The following is a 14,292-nucleotide window of genomic DNA, read 5'->3' as shown; positions in this document are numbered from 1 at the left end:
GTGGCTCAAGCGATCCGGCCGCCACCTCGGATTTGTCCAAGACCCCGGGCCCGGTGCCGGGCACGCTGGGGGCATGGAGACCACGCTGATCCCGACCCTGGCCGTACGCGACGCGCCCGCCGCGATCGACTTCTACGCCCGCGCCGTCGGCGCGACCGAAGTGTCCCGGCACGTCGTCGACGGCACGATCGTGCACGCCGAACTGGCCGTCGACGGTGCGCGGTTCGCGGTGAAGGAGGCGGATCCGACCGACCCGCAGACCCCGGCGCTGCTCACCCTCCAGGTGCCCGACGCCGACACCCGGTGGGACCGGGTACGCGCGGCCGGCGCCACCGTCGTCTTCCCGCTCGCCGACCACGACTACGGCTACCGCCAGGGCCGCGTCGCCGACCCGTACGGGCACCGGTGGATCGTGTCGCAGCCGCTGTGACCCGCGCCGGGTCGCGTGCGTACCGCGACGGGGGCGTGGCAGAATCGTCGACCATGACGTACCCGCGAAGCATCGTGACCGGCCCCGCGCCGATCGTCGCTGCCGCGTGTGCGTGTTGTTGTCGCTGACGACCGTTCGCCGTTCCGGCGAGCCGTCCCCGCCGCGGGCGTCGCCGCCACCCATCGCGTAGGCCGACGCCCGGGTCCTGTCCGGATCCGCCCCGGCCGAGCGTCCGGGTGCCGTCGAGTCAGCGAGCACACCATGAGCACCGTCCGTACCGACCTGCGCGGTCGCGCCGTCGTCGTCCTGCACGCGCACCCCGACGACGAGGCGATCTTCACCGCCGCCACCATGCGCCGCCTCGCCGACCGTGGCGCGCGCGTCGTCCTCGTCATGGCCACCGGCGGCGAACTGGGCGAGCAGTACGCCGCGCTGCGGCCCGGCGAGACCGTACACCGGCGCCGCCTCGCCGAACTCGAAGCCGCCGCCGACCGGCTCGGCGTGGCGCGGCTGGTTCTGTTGGGGCGCAGGGATTCCGGCATGGTCGGCTGGCCGTCCGCGCGGCACCCGCGCGCGCTCGCCCGCGGCCGCGCCGACCGGCTCGCGCGCCGGCTCGCCGACGTCGCCGAGCAGGAGTCCGCCGACACCGTCGTGCACTACGACGACCGCGGCATCTACGGCCATCCCGACCACGTCGCCGTACACCGGATCGGGTCGCTGGCCGCGCGGTTGTCCGGCGCCACCGCGTACGAGGCGACGGTGGACCGGGACCACCTGCGCACCCGCGGCGGTACCCACCTGGTCGACGCCGCCAGCGGGCACACCGGCGAGTACGGGCGGCCCGCCGCGGACATCCGGGTACGCGTCTCGGCCAGTACCACCGAACTCGCCGCGAAACGCGACGCGATGGCCGCGCACGCCAGCCAGATCCGGCCCACCGAGGTCGACGTACCGGGCTTCGCCGACACGTACCGGCACGAGTGGTACCTGACGTCCGCGCGGACCGGCATGCTGCACGCCCTCGCGAACTGACGACCGTGACGTGACCGTCCCGCGGGAAGATCGCCGCTAACCGGAGTGTTGCTCCACTACGTGACTCTGCCTGACGTGAAGCTGTCCGTACTCGACCTGGCGCCCGTCGCGGACGGGTCGACACCCGCCGAGGCCCTGCGCAACAGCGTCGACCTCATCACCCGCGCCGAACGCCTCGGCTACCACCGCTACTGGGTCGCCGAACACCACAACATGCCCGGCATCGCCAGCTCCTCCCCGCCCGTACTGATCGCCCACCTCGCCGCCGCCACCGAACGCATCCGCGTCGGCTCCGGCGGCGTCATGCTCCCCAACCACGCGCCGCTCGTCGTCGCCGAACAGTTCGGGATGCTGACCGCGCTGCACCCCGACCGCATCGACCTCGGCCTCGGCCGCGCCCCCGGCACCGACCAGGTCACCGCACACGCCCTGCGCCGCGACGCGTCCCCCGCCGCCGACGAGTTCCCCCGCCAACTCGGCGAACTCATCGGCTTCCTCGACGGCGAATTCCCCGACGGCCACCCGTACGCCGCCGTCAGCGCCGTACCCGGACGCGGCTTCCGGCCGCCCATCTGGCTCCTCGGCTCCAGCGGGTACTCCGCGCAACTCGCCGGCGCCCTCGGCATGCCGTTCTCCTTCGCACACCACTTCGCCGGCGACAACACGCTGCCCGCCCTCGCCGCGTACCGCGAATCGTTCCGGGCCTCCGACGACCTCGCCGAGCCGTACGCCATGATCGGTGTCGCCGTCTACTGCGCCGACACCGACGCCGAAGCCCGCCGCATGGCCTCCTCGCAGACCCTGTCGTTCCTGCGGCTGCGCTCCGGCCGGCCCGGGCCGCTGCCCAGCCCCGACGAAGCCGAGAACCACCCGTACACCGAACTCGACCGGCTGTTCATCGAAGACCGCGCCCGGCACACCATCGTCGGCGACCCGGCCTCCGTCGCCGACCAGCTCACCGACCTCGCCACACGCACCGGCAGCCAGGAACTGATGATCACCACGCTCGCGTACGACCATGCGGCGCGGGTGCGGTCGTACGAGCTGGTGGCCGAGGCGCTGGGGTAGTTGGGCGGTCGCGGACGCTGGGGTGGTTGGGCGGCCGCGGACGCTGGGGTGGTTGGGCGGTCCGCGCCGAGTTGATCTTGGAGCACATTGTTCAATTGTTCAACTGTCCAATTGTTGACTTGTTGAACAATTGAACAATGTGGCCAGCGCCGCAAGTCATGCGTGCGGTCAACCATGGCCACACGCATTGACCCCCCGTACTCCGAGCCCGACCGCCCAGCCCCGCAACAGCGGCCCCCGCCGAACGCCGAACCCGCCCCGCCAAGCAGGCGCGCGGTCACGCCTGCCCGGTGTCGAAGCGGCTGATCAGCCCGCCCGCCACGGTGAACCGCCAGGTCGTACGCATCTCGCCCCACGTGTCGTTGCGGTACCGGGCGATGAGCGTCAGCCCGTCGTCGGTCTCGGATTCGACGTCCAGGTGTCCGTGGCTGGCGAAGATCTCCCGTTCGGCCCAGGGCATGAGGTCGCGCTGGGTGCCGTCGTCGGTCATGGTGGCGTCGGCGGTGAGGGCTTCGCTGAACGCGAGGCGGTCGCCGGCGTTGATGGCTTTGACCAGCGCCTGTACCTCGGGGTTGGTGAGTTGCTCGACGTCGATCATGGCGCCCCCTCCGTCGTCCTCACCGTAGGCCGGTGCGCCCCGGCGGTGGCGCTGTTCGCCCGCATCGGCCCCACCATCCGGTATGCCGCGGTCACTCGGCGGTGTCCCGGAAGTCCGTGACCGCCTCGCGTAGGTCGGCGTCGGGGTCCGTGGCGAGCTGGTCGACACCGGCGCCGGGTGTGGACCAGCGGGCGACGGACACAACCCTTCGCGTACGCGGGGATCGGGGTGGTCGTCAGGTGTGCCGGCGCGTGGACGGGCCCGCGCCGGCGCTGTCCGAACCACCGGAGCGTCCGGTTCGCCGGTACGGATCCGTTGCGGCAGTTCGGAAACCGGCGGTCCGATCGGGTGCGGCCGACCCGTACCCGCCGCGTATCCGGCAGCCGCCGCAGCTGCGGGGCCGCGTGCCGTGCGGCGGTGCCGCCGGCTGGCGACCCAGCGCACGGCGCGGACCGCCCGGCGTACACCTCGGGTGTCGGGTGTACAACAGCGCCACTCCCGGAACCTGCCGCGATCCCTTGGTACGACGCACCTTGCGGGCTACGGGTCGGGGGCGAACTCGGCGCGTACGCCGAGCAGGCGTACCGGACGGTCGGGGGTGAAGCCGTCGAGCGCGTCGAGTGCCGCGTCGGCGACGAGGTCCGGTGCGGTGGTGGGGGTGGCGAGCTGCCGCCCTTGCGTACGGGTGAGGAACGGCGCGTAGCGCACCTTGACGACGACCCGGTCGACGGGCCGCCCGTCGGTGTCGGCCGCGACGAGCCGCGCCAGCCGTACGATCTCGCGCCGCACGGCGTCCCAGTCCGCGATGTCCTGCTGGTACGTGGTTTCCCGGCTACGCGACCGCGGCACGTACGGTTCGCCGGTGACCGCGCCGTCGTCGCGACCCTGCGCGAGGCGTACCAGCCAGGGTCCGGTGGCGGGGCCGAACCGCGCGGCGAGCGTCTCGGGATCGGCGGCGGCCAGTTCCGCGACGGTACGCAGGCCGAGCGCGGCGAGCTTGCGCGCGGTCTTGGCGCCGATGCCCCACAGCGCGTCGGTCGGCCGGTCGCCGAGCACCGCGTACCAGGTGGTGTCGGTGAGGCGGAAGACGCCGGCCGGCTTGCCGAACCCGGTGGCGAGCTTGGCCTGCAACCGGTTCGTGCCGATGCCGACGGTGCAGTCGAGGTCGGTGGCGGCGCGCACCCGGCGCCGGATCTCCCCCGCGTACTCCTCCGGGTCGTCGGCGTCGACGCCGAGGAACGCCTCGTCCCAGCCGAGTACCTGCACGACGGCGTCGAACCCGCGCAGCACGGCGAACACCCGCTCCGACGCCGCCTCGTACGCCGCGCGGTCGACGGGCAGGAACACCGCGTCCGGGCACAACCGCGCCGCCGTACGCAGCGGTTGCCCCGAGTGCACCCCGAACTCGCGCGCCTCGTACGAGGCGGTGCTGACGACGCCGCGTTTCGTCGGGTCGCCGTCCCCGCCGACCACGACGGGCCGCCCGCGCAGCTCCGGCCGGCGCAGAACCTCCACCGCCGCCACGAACTGGTCGAGATCGACGTGCAGCACCCAGCGGGCCACCCCGCCATTCTCCCGCGGAACTGTCGGGGGGCAGGTGTAGACCGGACCGCATGGTGACCGTCGACCAGGTGCGCGCCTGGGCCCTGTCCCTGCCCCGCACCACCGAGGCCCTCGTGTACGACCGCGTCAAGTTCCGGGTGGGTCGGCTCGTGTTCGTCGCGTTCTCCCGGGACGAGACGATCATGGGCTTCGGGTACCCGAAGGAGGAACGTGCCGCTTTCGTCGCCGCCGACCCGGACAGGTTCCTGATGCCCGTTCCGTCCGACGAGCGGTACAACTGGGTGCGGGTGCGACTCGATGCACTCGACGAGGTCGAGATGCGGGAACTGGTCCTCGACGCCTGGCGCATGTGCGTACCGAAGAAGCTCGCCGGCAGCCACCCGCCGCTGCACTCCCACACCCGCTCCTGACCGGGGCGGTCCGGCGAAACGGTCATGCGTGGCACCGCCCCGGCGACCGGCCCGAACACGGCACCGGCCCGAGTGCCCGCCTGACGGGAGAACTGAGACCGGATGCAACACCGCCCCGGACCGTAGCTGGTCCGGGGCGGTGTTTTGCCTGTTCAGGCGGCGGAGGATACGAGATTCGAACTCGTGAGGGGTTGCCCCCAACACGCTTTCCAAGCGTGCGCCCTAGGCCACTAGGCGAATCCTCCGCCGGACACGATACCGGACGGGTGGCGGCGCTCCGACGGGGCGTCGGGTGGGGCGGCCCACGCCGGTGGGAGGGGCCTCGGAGGACACGGTACAGTGGTGCCAGCCCCTCGTGCGGCGCTCATCTCGTCAACTCCCCCAGGGCCGGAAGGCAGCAAGGGTACGCGAGCTCTGGCGGGTGCACGGGGGGCCCTTTCGTACCCGTCGGGCCGGTCGTACGGCGCGTCGTGGGTCGGTGTCCGCGTCGGGCGGGGAGTGTCCCACCGCTGGCCTAGACTTCCCCTCCGGGGCTCGTCCGCAGGTGTCCCGGAGAAGGGGGCGAGACGCGGTGGCGAACATCGCGCTGTACCGCAAGTACCGGTCGCGCACCTTCGCCGAGGTGATCGGCCAGGAGCACGTGACCGAGCCGCTGATCGCGGCGCTGCGCAACGGCAAGCTGAACCATGCGTACCTGTTCAGCGGGCCGCGCGGGTGCGGCAAGACGTCGAGCGCGCGCATCCTGGCCCGTTCGGTGAACTGCGCGAAGGGGCCGACGCCGGAGCCGTGCGGCGAGTGCGAGTCGTGCCGCGCGCTCGCGCCGAACGGGCCGGGCTCGATCGACGTGATCGAGATCGACGCGGCCAGCCACGGCGGCGTGGACGACGCCCGCGAGCTGCGCGAGAAGGCGTTCTTCGCCCCCGTCAACTCCCGCTTCAAGGTGTACGTGATCGACGAGGCGCACATGGTCTCGTCGGCCGGCTTCAACGCGCTGCTCAAGCTCGTCGAGGAGCCGCCGGAGTACGTGATGTTCATCTTCGCGACGACGGAGCCGGACAAGGTCCTCGGCACGATCAAGTCGCGGACCCACCACTACCCCTTCCGTCTCGTACCGCCGGGGACGATGCGCGCGCATCTGGAGCGGGTGTGCGGACTGGAGGGAGTACAGGTCGATCCGGCGGTGTACCCGCTGGTCGTACGGGCGGGCGGCGGTTCGGTCCGCGACTCGATGTCGATCATGGACCAACTGCTCGCCGGCGCCGGCGACGAGGGCGTCACGTACCAGCGGGCGGTGGGGCTGCTCGGGGTCACCGACGCCGACCTGCTCGACCAGGCGGTCGACGCGCTCGCCGGCGCGGACGGCGCGGCCCTGTTCGCCGCGGTCGACCGGGTCGTCGAGGCCGGGCACGACCCGCGCCGGTTCGCCTCCGACCTGCTGGAACGGCTGCGCGACCTGATCGTGCTGAACCAGGTGCCCGACGCCGTCGGCAAGGGCCTCATCGCCGTACCGCCGGACGAGCAGGAGCGGCTGGCCGCCCAGGCGTCCCGGCTCGGCCCGGCCAGCCTGTCCCGGATGGCGGACATCCTGCACGACGGGCTGACCGACATGCGCGGCGCCACCTCCCCCCGTCTCGTACTCGAAGTGCTGTGCGCCCGGATGCTGCTGCCCGGCGGCGACTCGACCACGGATCTGTTGCAGCGACTGGAGATGCTGGAGCGGCGCGTCGCCACCGGCGCCCCGCTCCCGCCCGCCGCGGCACCCCCGTCGGCACCGCCCGCCGCGCCAGCTCCCGCCCCGGCGCCGGCAGCGGCACCGAGTCAGTCCGCGCCGACTTCGACAGCGCCGACTCCGACAGCAGCGACTTCGACAGCGCCGACACAGGCGGCGCCCACCCCGGCCGGACCGACTCAGGTGGGGCCGACCCAGGCCGCGCCGACTCCAGCCGCGCGGGTGGCGGAGCCGGACACGCCGACCGCGTCGACCCCGCCGGCAGCGGCCGCGCCGGCGCCGGCGGCAGCCGTGGTTCCGGCCGGCGGTACGGACATCCAGGCGGTGACCCGGTCGTGGGACGCGATCGTCGAGCACACGAAGCGCCGCCGCGTGGTGTGGAGCCTCCTGCAGAACGCCGCGCCGTACGCGCTGGACGGCGACACGCTGGTACTCAAGGCGCGTAACGCCGGGATCGCGGGGCGGTTCAACGACGACACCGTCGTCGGCGTACTGCAGGACGCGTTGCAGGCGGTCCTCGGTACCAAGTGGCGGATCCGGTGCCAGGCGAACCCGAGTCCGCCGGCCCAGCAGCAGCGTCCGGCGGCCGCTCCGCCGGCGCCGGCCCCCCCCCGCCCGCAGGCGCCGGCGCAGCCGCCGGCGCCGGAGTCGGAGTCGGGTGGCTGGCCGGAGACGGCGCGGCCGGGTGGTGTCGCGGCGCCGGCGCCGGAGCCGCCGCGGCAGTCGCCGGGCGGTGGGGCGGGTGCGACCGCGACGGCGGTGGCCGAGCCGCGTGCCGCGGTGGCGACGAAGGAACGTCCGGCGGGCGCCGAGCCGGAGTGGCAGGTACCGGACGGCCCGACGGACTTCTCGCCGGACGATCCGGTGCCGGCGAACCTCAACGGGTACGACGGGTTCGCGCCGGGCGACGAGCCGACCGACGAGCCGCTCGACCCGGCGAAGGCGCTGCCGTCGCCGATCGCCACGGCCGAGGAGCAGGCGCTGTCCCTGCTGGTGGAGACGCTGGGCGCGGAGAGGATCGACGAAGCCTGACGGTGGTCGGCGGCCGGTGGCGCTGTCCGTACCCGCTGGCGGTCGGGTGGGGTGGCCGGCGGTTAGGCTTCTTGACGAGAACGGGTACCGACGAGCGTCGAGGAGTCGCCGTGATGCCGGGTGGCGGACAGCCGAACCTTCAGCAACTGCTCAAGCAGGCACAGAAGATGCAGGAGCAGCTCGCGTCGGCGCAGGAGGAGTTGGCGGAGACCGAGGTCAAGGGGAGCGCCGGCGGCGGCCTCGTGACGGCGACCGTGACCGGCAGCGCCGAGCTGCGGTCCATCGAGATCGATCCGAAGGTCGTCGACCCGGACGACATCGAGACCCTGCAGGACCTGGTGGTGGCCGCGGTGCGCAGCGCGACCGAGGAGGCCCGGAAGGTGCAGCAGGAGAAGATGGGCCCGATCGCCGGTGGCCTCGGCGGCATGGCCGGCGGCCTGCCCGGCCTGGGCATGTAGGACCACCCCGGTGTACGAGGGTGCCATCCAGGACCTGATCGACGAGCTGGGGCGGCTGCCCGGGGTCGGCCCGAAGAGTGCGCAGCGGATCGCGTTCCACATCCTGTCGGCGGAGCAGGCGGACGTGACGCGGTTGGCGACGGCGCTGCGCCGGGTGAAGGAACAGGTCCGGTTCTGCCGGATCTGCTTCAACGTGGCGGAGGCCGACGAGTGCCGGATCTGCCGTGACGCGCGGCGTACCGACGAGGTGCTGTGCGTGGTGGAGGAGCCGAAGGACGTCGTCGCGATCGAGCGGACCGGCGAGTTCCGCGGTCGGTACCACGTGCTCGGCGGGGCGATCAACCCGCTGGAGGGCGTCGGGCCGGACAACCTGCGGATCCGGGAACTGATGACGCGGCTGTCCGGCGGCGCGGTGAAGGAGCTGATCCTCGCCACCGACCCGAACACCGAGGGCGAGGCGACCGCGACGTACCTGGCGCTGTTGGTGAAGCCGATGGGTATCGCGGTGACCCGGTTGGCGTCGGGGCTGCCGGTCGGCGGCGACCTGGAGTACGCGGACGAGATCACGCTGGGCCGCGCGTTCGAGGGGCGGCGCGCGCTGGACGTGTGACCCGGCGGGCCTGGCCGGACGGCGGGCGGGGCGCCGGGCGGGCCTCTAAGCTCGGGGAATGGTGGCGAGCCGGGAGATCAGGTTGGCGTCGCGTCCGCGCGGCTGGCCGACGGCGGAGAACTTCGACCTGGTGACCGCGGAGGTGCCCGCGCCGGCCGACGGCCAGGTCCTCGTACGCAACACGCTGATGTCGGTGGACCCGTACATGCGGGGTCGGATGAACGACGTCGAGTCGTACGTGGCGCCGTTCCAGGTGGGTGCGCCGTTGGAGGGTGGCGCGGTCGGCGAGGTCGTCGAGTCGCGCAGCCCCGACCTGTCGCCCGGTGACCTGGTCCTGCACGGTTCCGGCTGGCGGGAGTACGCGGTGCTCGACGCCGGGCACGCGGTGCGGGTGGATCCGGCCGTGGCGCCGGCGTCGGCGTACCTGGGGATCCTGGGCATGACGGGCCTGACCGCGTACGCGGGGCTGGTGGCGGTGGCGGCGCTGCAACCGGGCGACGTGGTGTTCGTGTCGGGCGCCGCGGGTGCGGTGGGCAGCGCGGCGGGGCAGTTCGCGCGGCTGCTCGGCGCGGGCCGGGTGGTCGGCAGCGCGGGGTCGGCGGCGAAGGTCGCGCACGTGACCGGTGAGCTGGGCTTCGACGCGGCGTTCGACTACCACGACGGGCCGGTGGCGGAGCAGCTGCGCGCGGCGGCGCCGGACGGCATCGACGTGTACTTCGACAACGTGGGCGGCGATCACCTGGAGGCCGCGGTCGGGCAGCTGCGGGTGCACGGGCGGGCGGCGCTGTGCGGGGCGATCTCCGCGTACAACGAGACGTCGGCGCCGCCGGGGCCGCGGAACCTGGCGCGGATGATCGGCTGGCGGTTGACGCTGCGCGGCTTCCTGGTACGCGACCACGCGGACCTGCGGCCGGAGTTCGTGTCGCGGGTGGGCGGCTGGCTGCGGGACGGGTCGCTGGTGTACCGGGAGACGTTCGTGGACGGGCTGGCGCAGGCACCGGACGCGTTCCTCGGCGTACTGCGCGGCGACAACCTGGGGAAGATGCTCGTTCGCCTGCCCTGACGGGGTTTCCCGCCCCGACAGTCCTGTTCGGACGGAGCGGACTCGGCTGTCGCGTGGCTGTCCTGACCGTCCTGTTCGGACAGTTTCGTCGATATCTTCGGCCTGCCCGACCGTCCTGTTCGGACGGTCCGAACAGGACGGTCGCGGGGGATCAGGCGAGGGCGGCGCGGTCCACGTCGGAGCTGCGGTACAGGTGCTCGGGGATGCGGGCGAGCGTTGACTCGCGTACCCGGGGGCCGAGCCCGTACAGCTGCTGGAAGCTCATGATGAGCGGGCGCCACGCGTCCGGGTCGATGTGGTTCTCCTTGCCGCGCAAGCGAATCCCGTCGTGTACGTGCACGCGCAGGATCCGTACCTCGAACGCGAGGATGCCGCCGCGCAGGTCGTCGGCCTCGTCGGCGACCGGGTGCGCGGCCTCGACGACCGCCTCCATCGTCACCGGGCACTCGGCGACGCGCGGCGGGCGTACCGTCTCGGCGGGTTCGGGGGTGAGCCCGGCGCGACCGAACTTGTCCGGCTCGTACCGGTAGCCGCGCTCCAGCTTCGTCGGCGGCACCGGGTACGTGCCGGTCGTGAGCGCCAGCCGGTCGACCGCGTCCGCCATCGCGTCGGACGGCAGGTTCAGCACGCATTCCCTGGTACGAGCCATGTTCCGGGCGGTCTGCGAGCGCGCGCCGAGGCCGAGCATCGCGCGCCAACCCAGCCAGAACGCCGACGACATCGGCGCGAGGTTCGGCGTGCCGTCCTCGTTGCGCGTGGAGATGAGCACCACCGGGGTGCCGAAGTACAGGATGGAGGGTTCGATCGGGGCGTGTCGGCTCACGCGGTCCAGTCTGTGTCGCCGGAACGCCGACGGCTGGCGGCTTTCGGTCGTCGCGCTGGCGCCGCGCTCAGTCGAGCACCTCGGTCACGTACCGCCGGGCGACGGTCGCGGCGACGGCGTCGGGATCGGCGGCCCAGACGTCGGCGTTGAAGATCTCCACCTCGATGTCCCCGTCGTACCCGGCGGCGTCGACGGCGCGGCGGAAGCTCCGGAAGTCGATGGTCCCGTCGCCCATCATGCCGCGCCCCAGCAGGGTGTCCGCGGGCAGCGGCACCACCCAGTCGCACACCTGGAACGACGCGATCCGGCCCGCCGCGCGCGCGATCTGTTGGTACGCCGCCGGATCCCACCACACGTGGTACGTGTCGACCACGACGCCGACCTGCGACGCCGGGTACGGTGCGGCCACCGCGAGCGACTGCTCCATTGTGGACAGTACGCCGCGGTCGGCGCAGAACATCGGGTGCATCGGTTCCAGCGCGAGGCGCACGCCGGCGTCGGCGGCCACCGGCACCAGGACTGCGAGCGCGTCGGCGACCCGCTGCCGCGCTCCGGCCAGGTCCCGCGAACCGGCCGGCAGCCCGCCGACCACGAGTACCAGGGTGTCGGTGCCGAGCGCGGCCGCCTCGTCGATCGCGCGCCGGTTGTCGTCGAGCGCCGCGGTACGCCCGGCCTCGTCGGCGGCGGTGAGGAAACCGCCGCGGCACAGCGACGAGACGCGCAACCCGGCGTCCCGTACCAGCCGGGCGGCACGCGCGGTACCGATCTCGGCGACCGGCTCGCGCCACAGCCCGATCGCGCCGAACCCGTGGCGTACGCAGAGATCGGTGGCCTCGGCGACGCCGAGCCGGTTCACCGTCTTCTGGTTCAGCGACAGCCGCGCGAGCCGCGGATCACCCGGCTGCGGCGTCGGCACCGCCGCGGGCGTACCGGTGGGGACGTCGAGGTCCACGCCGCTCACCCCTCGATCCCGTGCAGCGCAAGGACTTTCCGCATCCGCGCGACCGCCAGGTACGGGTCGGGCAGCAGCCCGGCGGCGTCGGCCAGCCGGAACGTCTCGGCCAGGTGCGGCAGGCTGCGCGCGCTCTGCATCCCGCCGACCATCGTGAACGCCGGCTGGTGGCCGGCAAGCCAGGCCAGGAACACGATCCCGGTCTTGTAGTGGTACGTCGGCGCGCCGAACACGTGCCGCGACAACGGTACGGTCGGGTCGAGGACCGCGCGGTACCGGTCGGTGTCGCCGGCCGCGAGCGCGCCGAGCGCGACCGACGCGGCGGGCGCGATCGCGTCGAAGATGCCCAGCAGCGCATGGGATCCGGACTCGATCAGCGACGGATAGTTGAAGTCGTCCCCGGTGTAGAGCCGTACGCCCGCCGGCAGCGCGGCGCGCAGCGCCACCTCGTGCCCGGCGTCCAGCAGCGACACCTTCACACCGTCCACAGTGGACGAATGCGCCCGGATGATGTCCAGGAACGTCGCGGTCGCCGCGGCGACGTCCGTCGACCCCCAGTACCCGGCGAGGGCCGGATCGAACATCTCGCCCAGCCAGTGCAGGATCACCGGCCGCCGCACCTGCCCCAACAGCCGCCCGTACACCTCGGCGTAGTCCTCGGGGCCGCGGGCGATCCGGGCGAGCTGCCGGCTGGCCATCAGGATCACCGTCGCGCCGGCGTCCTCCACCACCCCGACCTGCTGCTCGTACGCCGCGACCACCTCATCCACAGTGGACAGACTGGCCGGCGCGTGGTCGGTGCCGGCGCCACAGCCGAGCAGCGCACCCGGCGTCGCCTTCGCCTCCGCCGCCGACCGCCGGATCAGCTCCCGGGTCGCCGCCCAGTCCAGCCCCATCCCGCGCTGCGCCGTGTCCATCGCGTCCGCCACGCCCAGCCCGTACGACCACAGATGCCGCCGGTACGCCAGCGTCGCGTCCCAGTCCACCACCGCCGGCGCGCCAGGAACGTTGTCCCCCAACGGATCCGCCACCACATGCGCCGCCGCGTACGCGACCCGGGCGCTCGCCGTACCGTCCGGCCTCGGCCACGACACGGTGTCCCGCAGCGTGTACGGTGCCAGCGAACCGTCCACAGTGGGCAGTGAGATCTGCACGGAACCCCTCACAGCTCGATCTCGGGCACGGCCATCCGCCGCCCGTCCCGCGAACTCGCGTACCCCAGCTCGGCCAGCTGCACACCCCGCGCCGCCGCCGCGAAGTCGTACGGGAACGGCGAACCCGTCACCACGTGCCGCAGGTACTCCTCCCACTGCACCTTGAACCCGTTGTCGAACTCCGTGTTGTCCGGGACCTCCTGCCACTGCTCCCGGAACGGCTCCGGCGTCGCCAGATCCGGATTCCACACCGGCTTCGGCGTCGTCGCCCGGTGCTGGACACGGCACCGGCGCAACCCCGCCACCGCCGACCCCTCCGTACCGTCGACCTGGAACTCGACCAGCTCGTCCCGGTTCACCCGCACGCACCACGACGAGTTCACCTGCGCGACGATCCCGCCCGCCAGCTCGAAGATCCCGTACGCCGCGTCGTCCGCATCCGCCGCGTACGCCGCGCCGTGCTCGTCCACCCGCTCCGGAATGTGCGTCACCGCCCGCGCCGTCACCGCCTCCACCCGGCCGAACAGCGTCTCCAGCACGTAGTTCCAGTGCGCGAACATGTCCAGCACGATGCCGCCGCCGTCCGCCGCCCGGTAGTTCCACGACGGGCGCTGCGCCTCCTGCCAGTCACCCTCGAACACCCAGTAGCCGAACTCCCCGCGTACCGACAGGATCCGGCCGAAGAACCCGCCCTCGATCAGCCGCCGCAGCTTCCGCAGACCCGGCAGGAACAGCTTGTCCATCACCACGCCGTCCCGGATCCCCGCGTCCCGCGCCGCCCGCGCCAACGCGACCGCGCCCGACACCGTCTCCGCCACCGGCTTCTCCGTGTACACGTGCTTGCCCGCCGCGATCGCCGCCAGGATCGCCTTCTCCCGCGCCGACGTCACCTGCGCGTCGAAGTACACCTCGACCGTCGGGTCCGCCAGCACCGCGCCCAGATCCGTGCCGTACCTGGAGATGCCGTGCCGCTCCGCGATGCCGCGCACCTTCTCCTCGTTGCGGCCCACCAGGATCGGCACCGGCACGATCCGCGTACCGTCCGGCAGCTCGACGCCGCCCTGCTCGCGGATCGCGAGGATCGACCGCACCAGATGCTGCCGGTACCCCATCCGGCCGGTGACACCGTTCATCGCGATGCCGATCTCGCGTACTGGCACGAGGTCCTCCCGTCGAAACAGCCCAAAAACGACATTGTCCAATTGTTCAACTGTGTCATTGTCCAACTGTTGAACAGTTGGACAATGTCCGCTTTGGTCGATTACGACACACGGAAAGCGTTTGCTTGGAAAGCGCTTGCCGTACCGTAGACTGATCGCCCCGGCGGGTCAAGCACGCCCCACAGCTCCGGCATGTCCGGCGGATGGTAG

Annotated in this window: 14 protein-coding genes, 1 tRNA gene and 1 other RNA gene; 9 read left to right on the top strand and 7 right to left on the bottom strand. The window is 72.7% G+C overall.

Annotation, left to right across the window (positions count from 1 at the left end):
- The first annotated feature begins 73 nt into the window (after positions 1–73).
- From Aru02nite_RS23980 to Aru02nite_RS23970, 3 genes are all read left to right on the top strand, one after another.
- On the top strand, positions 74–430 hold the full coding sequence (locus Aru02nite_RS23980) for a VOC family protein (protein ID WP_203661455.1): 357 nt from the start codon (positions 74–76) through the stop codon (positions 428–430).
- A 261-nt stretch (positions 431–691) separates the two neighbouring features.
- The gene (locus tag Aru02nite_RS23975) at positions 692–1,462 is read left to right on the top strand and encodes a PIG-L deacetylase family protein (protein WP_203661453.1); all 771 of its coding nucleotides are present in this window, start codon (positions 692–694) and stop codon (positions 1,460–1,462) included.
- Between the two features lie 60 nt (positions 1,463–1,522).
- Positions 1,523–2,530 carry an LLM class flavin-dependent oxidoreductase gene (locus Aru02nite_RS23970; RefSeq protein WP_308446275.1) on the top strand — a complete coding sequence of 336 codons (1,008 nt, stop codon included), beginning with the start codon at positions 1,523–1,525 and terminating at the stop codon, positions 2,528–2,530.
- 277 nt (positions 2,531–2,807) lie between these two features.
- On the opposite strand, the gene Aru02nite_RS23965 is transcribed toward Aru02nite_RS23970, so the two are convergent.
- Both Aru02nite_RS23965 and Aru02nite_RS23960 read right to left on the bottom strand, forming a co-directional pair.
- Positions 2,808–3,128: a nuclear transport factor 2 family protein gene (locus Aru02nite_RS23965; RefSeq protein ID WP_203661451.1), complete on the bottom strand. Its 321-nt coding sequence runs from the start codon at positions 3,126–3,128 to the stop codon at positions 2,808–2,810.
- Positions 3,129–3,668: 540 nt separating this feature from the next.
- Positions 3,669–4,691, bottom strand: a complete 1,023-nt coding sequence (locus Aru02nite_RS23960) for a DNA polymerase IV (RefSeq protein WP_203661449.1) — start codon at positions 4,689–4,691, stop codon at positions 3,669–3,671.
- Between the two features lie 50 nt (positions 4,692–4,741).
- Between Aru02nite_RS23960 and Aru02nite_RS23955 the strand changes: the two genes are divergently transcribed.
- A complete protein-coding gene (locus tag Aru02nite_RS23955) occupies positions 4,742–5,101 on the top strand; it encodes an MmcQ/YjbR family DNA-binding protein (protein WP_203661447.1) in 360 nt (119 codons plus the stop codon).
- A 160-nt stretch (positions 5,102–5,261) separates the two neighbouring features.
- Here the strand turns inward: Aru02nite_RS23955 and Aru02nite_RS23950 are convergent.
- Positions 5,262–5,346 (bottom strand) — tRNA-Ser (locus Aru02nite_RS23950).
- A gap of 100 nt (positions 5,347–5,446) precedes the next feature.
- Between Aru02nite_RS23950 and ffs the strand changes: the two genes are divergently transcribed.
- The 5 genes from ffs to Aru02nite_RS23925 all read left to right on the top strand — a co-directional run bounded on the left by ffs (position 5,447) and on the right by Aru02nite_RS23925 (position 9,993).
- Positions 5,447–5,541, top strand: an RNA gene (ffs, locus tag Aru02nite_RS23945) — signal recognition particle sRNA small type.
- Positions 5,542–5,672: 131 nt separating this feature from the next.
- On the top strand, positions 5,673–7,862 hold the full coding sequence (locus Aru02nite_RS23940) for a DNA polymerase III subunit gamma and tau (RefSeq protein WP_203661445.1): 2,190 nt from the start codon (positions 5,673–5,675) through the stop codon (positions 7,860–7,862).
- Positions 7,863–7,975: 113 nt separating this feature from the next.
- Entirely contained in the window at positions 7,976–8,320 is a 345-nt protein-coding gene (locus Aru02nite_RS23935) for a YbaB/EbfC family nucleoid-associated protein (protein WP_203661443.1), read from the top strand.
- Positions 8,321–8,330: 10 nt separating this feature from the next.
- The gene (recR, locus tag Aru02nite_RS23930) at positions 8,331–8,930 is read left to right on the top strand and encodes a recombination mediator RecR (protein ID WP_203661440.1); all 600 of its coding nucleotides are present in this window, start codon (positions 8,331–8,333) and stop codon (positions 8,928–8,930) included.
- Positions 8,931–8,988: 58 nt separating this feature from the next.
- Positions 8,989–9,993: an NADP-dependent oxidoreductase gene (locus Aru02nite_RS23925; protein WP_203661438.1), complete on the top strand. Its 1,005-nt coding sequence runs from the start codon at positions 8,989–8,991 to the stop codon at positions 9,991–9,993.
- A 151-nt stretch (positions 9,994–10,144) separates the two neighbouring features.
- Here Aru02nite_RS23925 and Aru02nite_RS23920 read toward each other — a convergent pair whose 3' ends face one another.
- From Aru02nite_RS23920 to Aru02nite_RS23905, 4 genes are all read right to left on the bottom strand, one after another.
- The gene (locus tag Aru02nite_RS23920; RefSeq protein ID WP_239076910.1) at positions 10,145–10,816 is read right to left on the bottom strand and encodes a flavin reductase family protein; all 672 of its coding nucleotides are present in this window, start codon (positions 10,814–10,816) and stop codon (positions 10,145–10,147) included.
- A gap of 67 nt (positions 10,817–10,883) precedes the next feature.
- Complete coding sequence (locus tag Aru02nite_RS23915) at positions 10,884–11,768, bottom strand: sugar phosphate isomerase/epimerase family protein (RefSeq protein ID WP_239076909.1); 885 nt, start codon at positions 11,766–11,768, stop codon at positions 10,884–10,886.
- Positions 11,769–11,773: 5 nt separating this feature from the next.
- Entirely contained in the window at positions 11,774–12,922 is a 1,149-nt protein-coding gene (locus Aru02nite_RS23910; protein ID WP_373324967.1) for a dihydrodipicolinate synthase family protein, read from the bottom strand.
- An 8-nt stretch (positions 12,923–12,930) separates the two neighbouring features.
- On the bottom strand, positions 12,931–14,055 hold the full coding sequence (locus tag Aru02nite_RS23905) for a Gfo/Idh/MocA family protein (RefSeq protein WP_373324969.1): 1,125 nt from the start codon (positions 14,053–14,055) through the stop codon (positions 12,931–12,933).
- Positions 14,056–14,292 lie beyond the last annotated feature (237 nt).

It is taken from the genome of Actinocatenispora rupis (assembly GCF_016861975.1).
GTDB classification, from domain to species: domain Bacteria; phylum Actinomycetota; class Actinomycetes; order Mycobacteriales; family Micromonosporaceae; genus Actinocatenispora; species Actinocatenispora rupis.
Note: the sequence above shows the minus strand (reverse complement) of the source record. Positions and strands in the feature narration are given on the sequence as shown.

What these genes read in the sequence shown, in the direction of transcription:
- Aru02nite_RS23980 (WP_203661455.1), top strand. Translation starts at nt 74, where the DNA reads ATGGAGACCACGCTGATCCCGACCCTGGCCGTACGCGACGCGCCCGCC.
- Aru02nite_RS23975 (WP_203661453.1), top strand. Translation starts at nt 692, where the DNA reads ATGAGCACCGTCCGTACCGACCTGCGCGGTCGCGCCGTCGTCGTCCTG.
- Aru02nite_RS23965 (WP_203661451.1), bottom strand. Translation starts at nt 3,128, where the DNA reads ATGATCGACGTCGAGCAACTCACCAACCCCGAGGTACAGGCGCTGGTC.
- Aru02nite_RS23955 (WP_203661447.1), top strand. Translation starts at nt 4,742, where the DNA reads ATGGTGACCGTCGACCAGGTGCGCGCCTGGGCCCTGTCCCTGCCCCGC.
- Aru02nite_RS23935 (WP_203661443.1), top strand. Translation starts at nt 7,976, where the DNA reads ATGCCGGGTGGCGGACAGCCGAACCTTCAGCAACTGCTCAAGCAGGCA.
- Aru02nite_RS23925 (WP_203661438.1), top strand. Translation starts at nt 8,989, where the DNA reads ATGGTGGCGAGCCGGGAGATCAGGTTGGCGTCGCGTCCGCGCGGCTGG.
- Aru02nite_RS23905 (WP_373324969.1), bottom strand. Translation starts at nt 14,055, where the DNA reads ATGAACGGTGTCACCGGCCGGATGGGGTACCGGCAGCATCTGGTGCGG.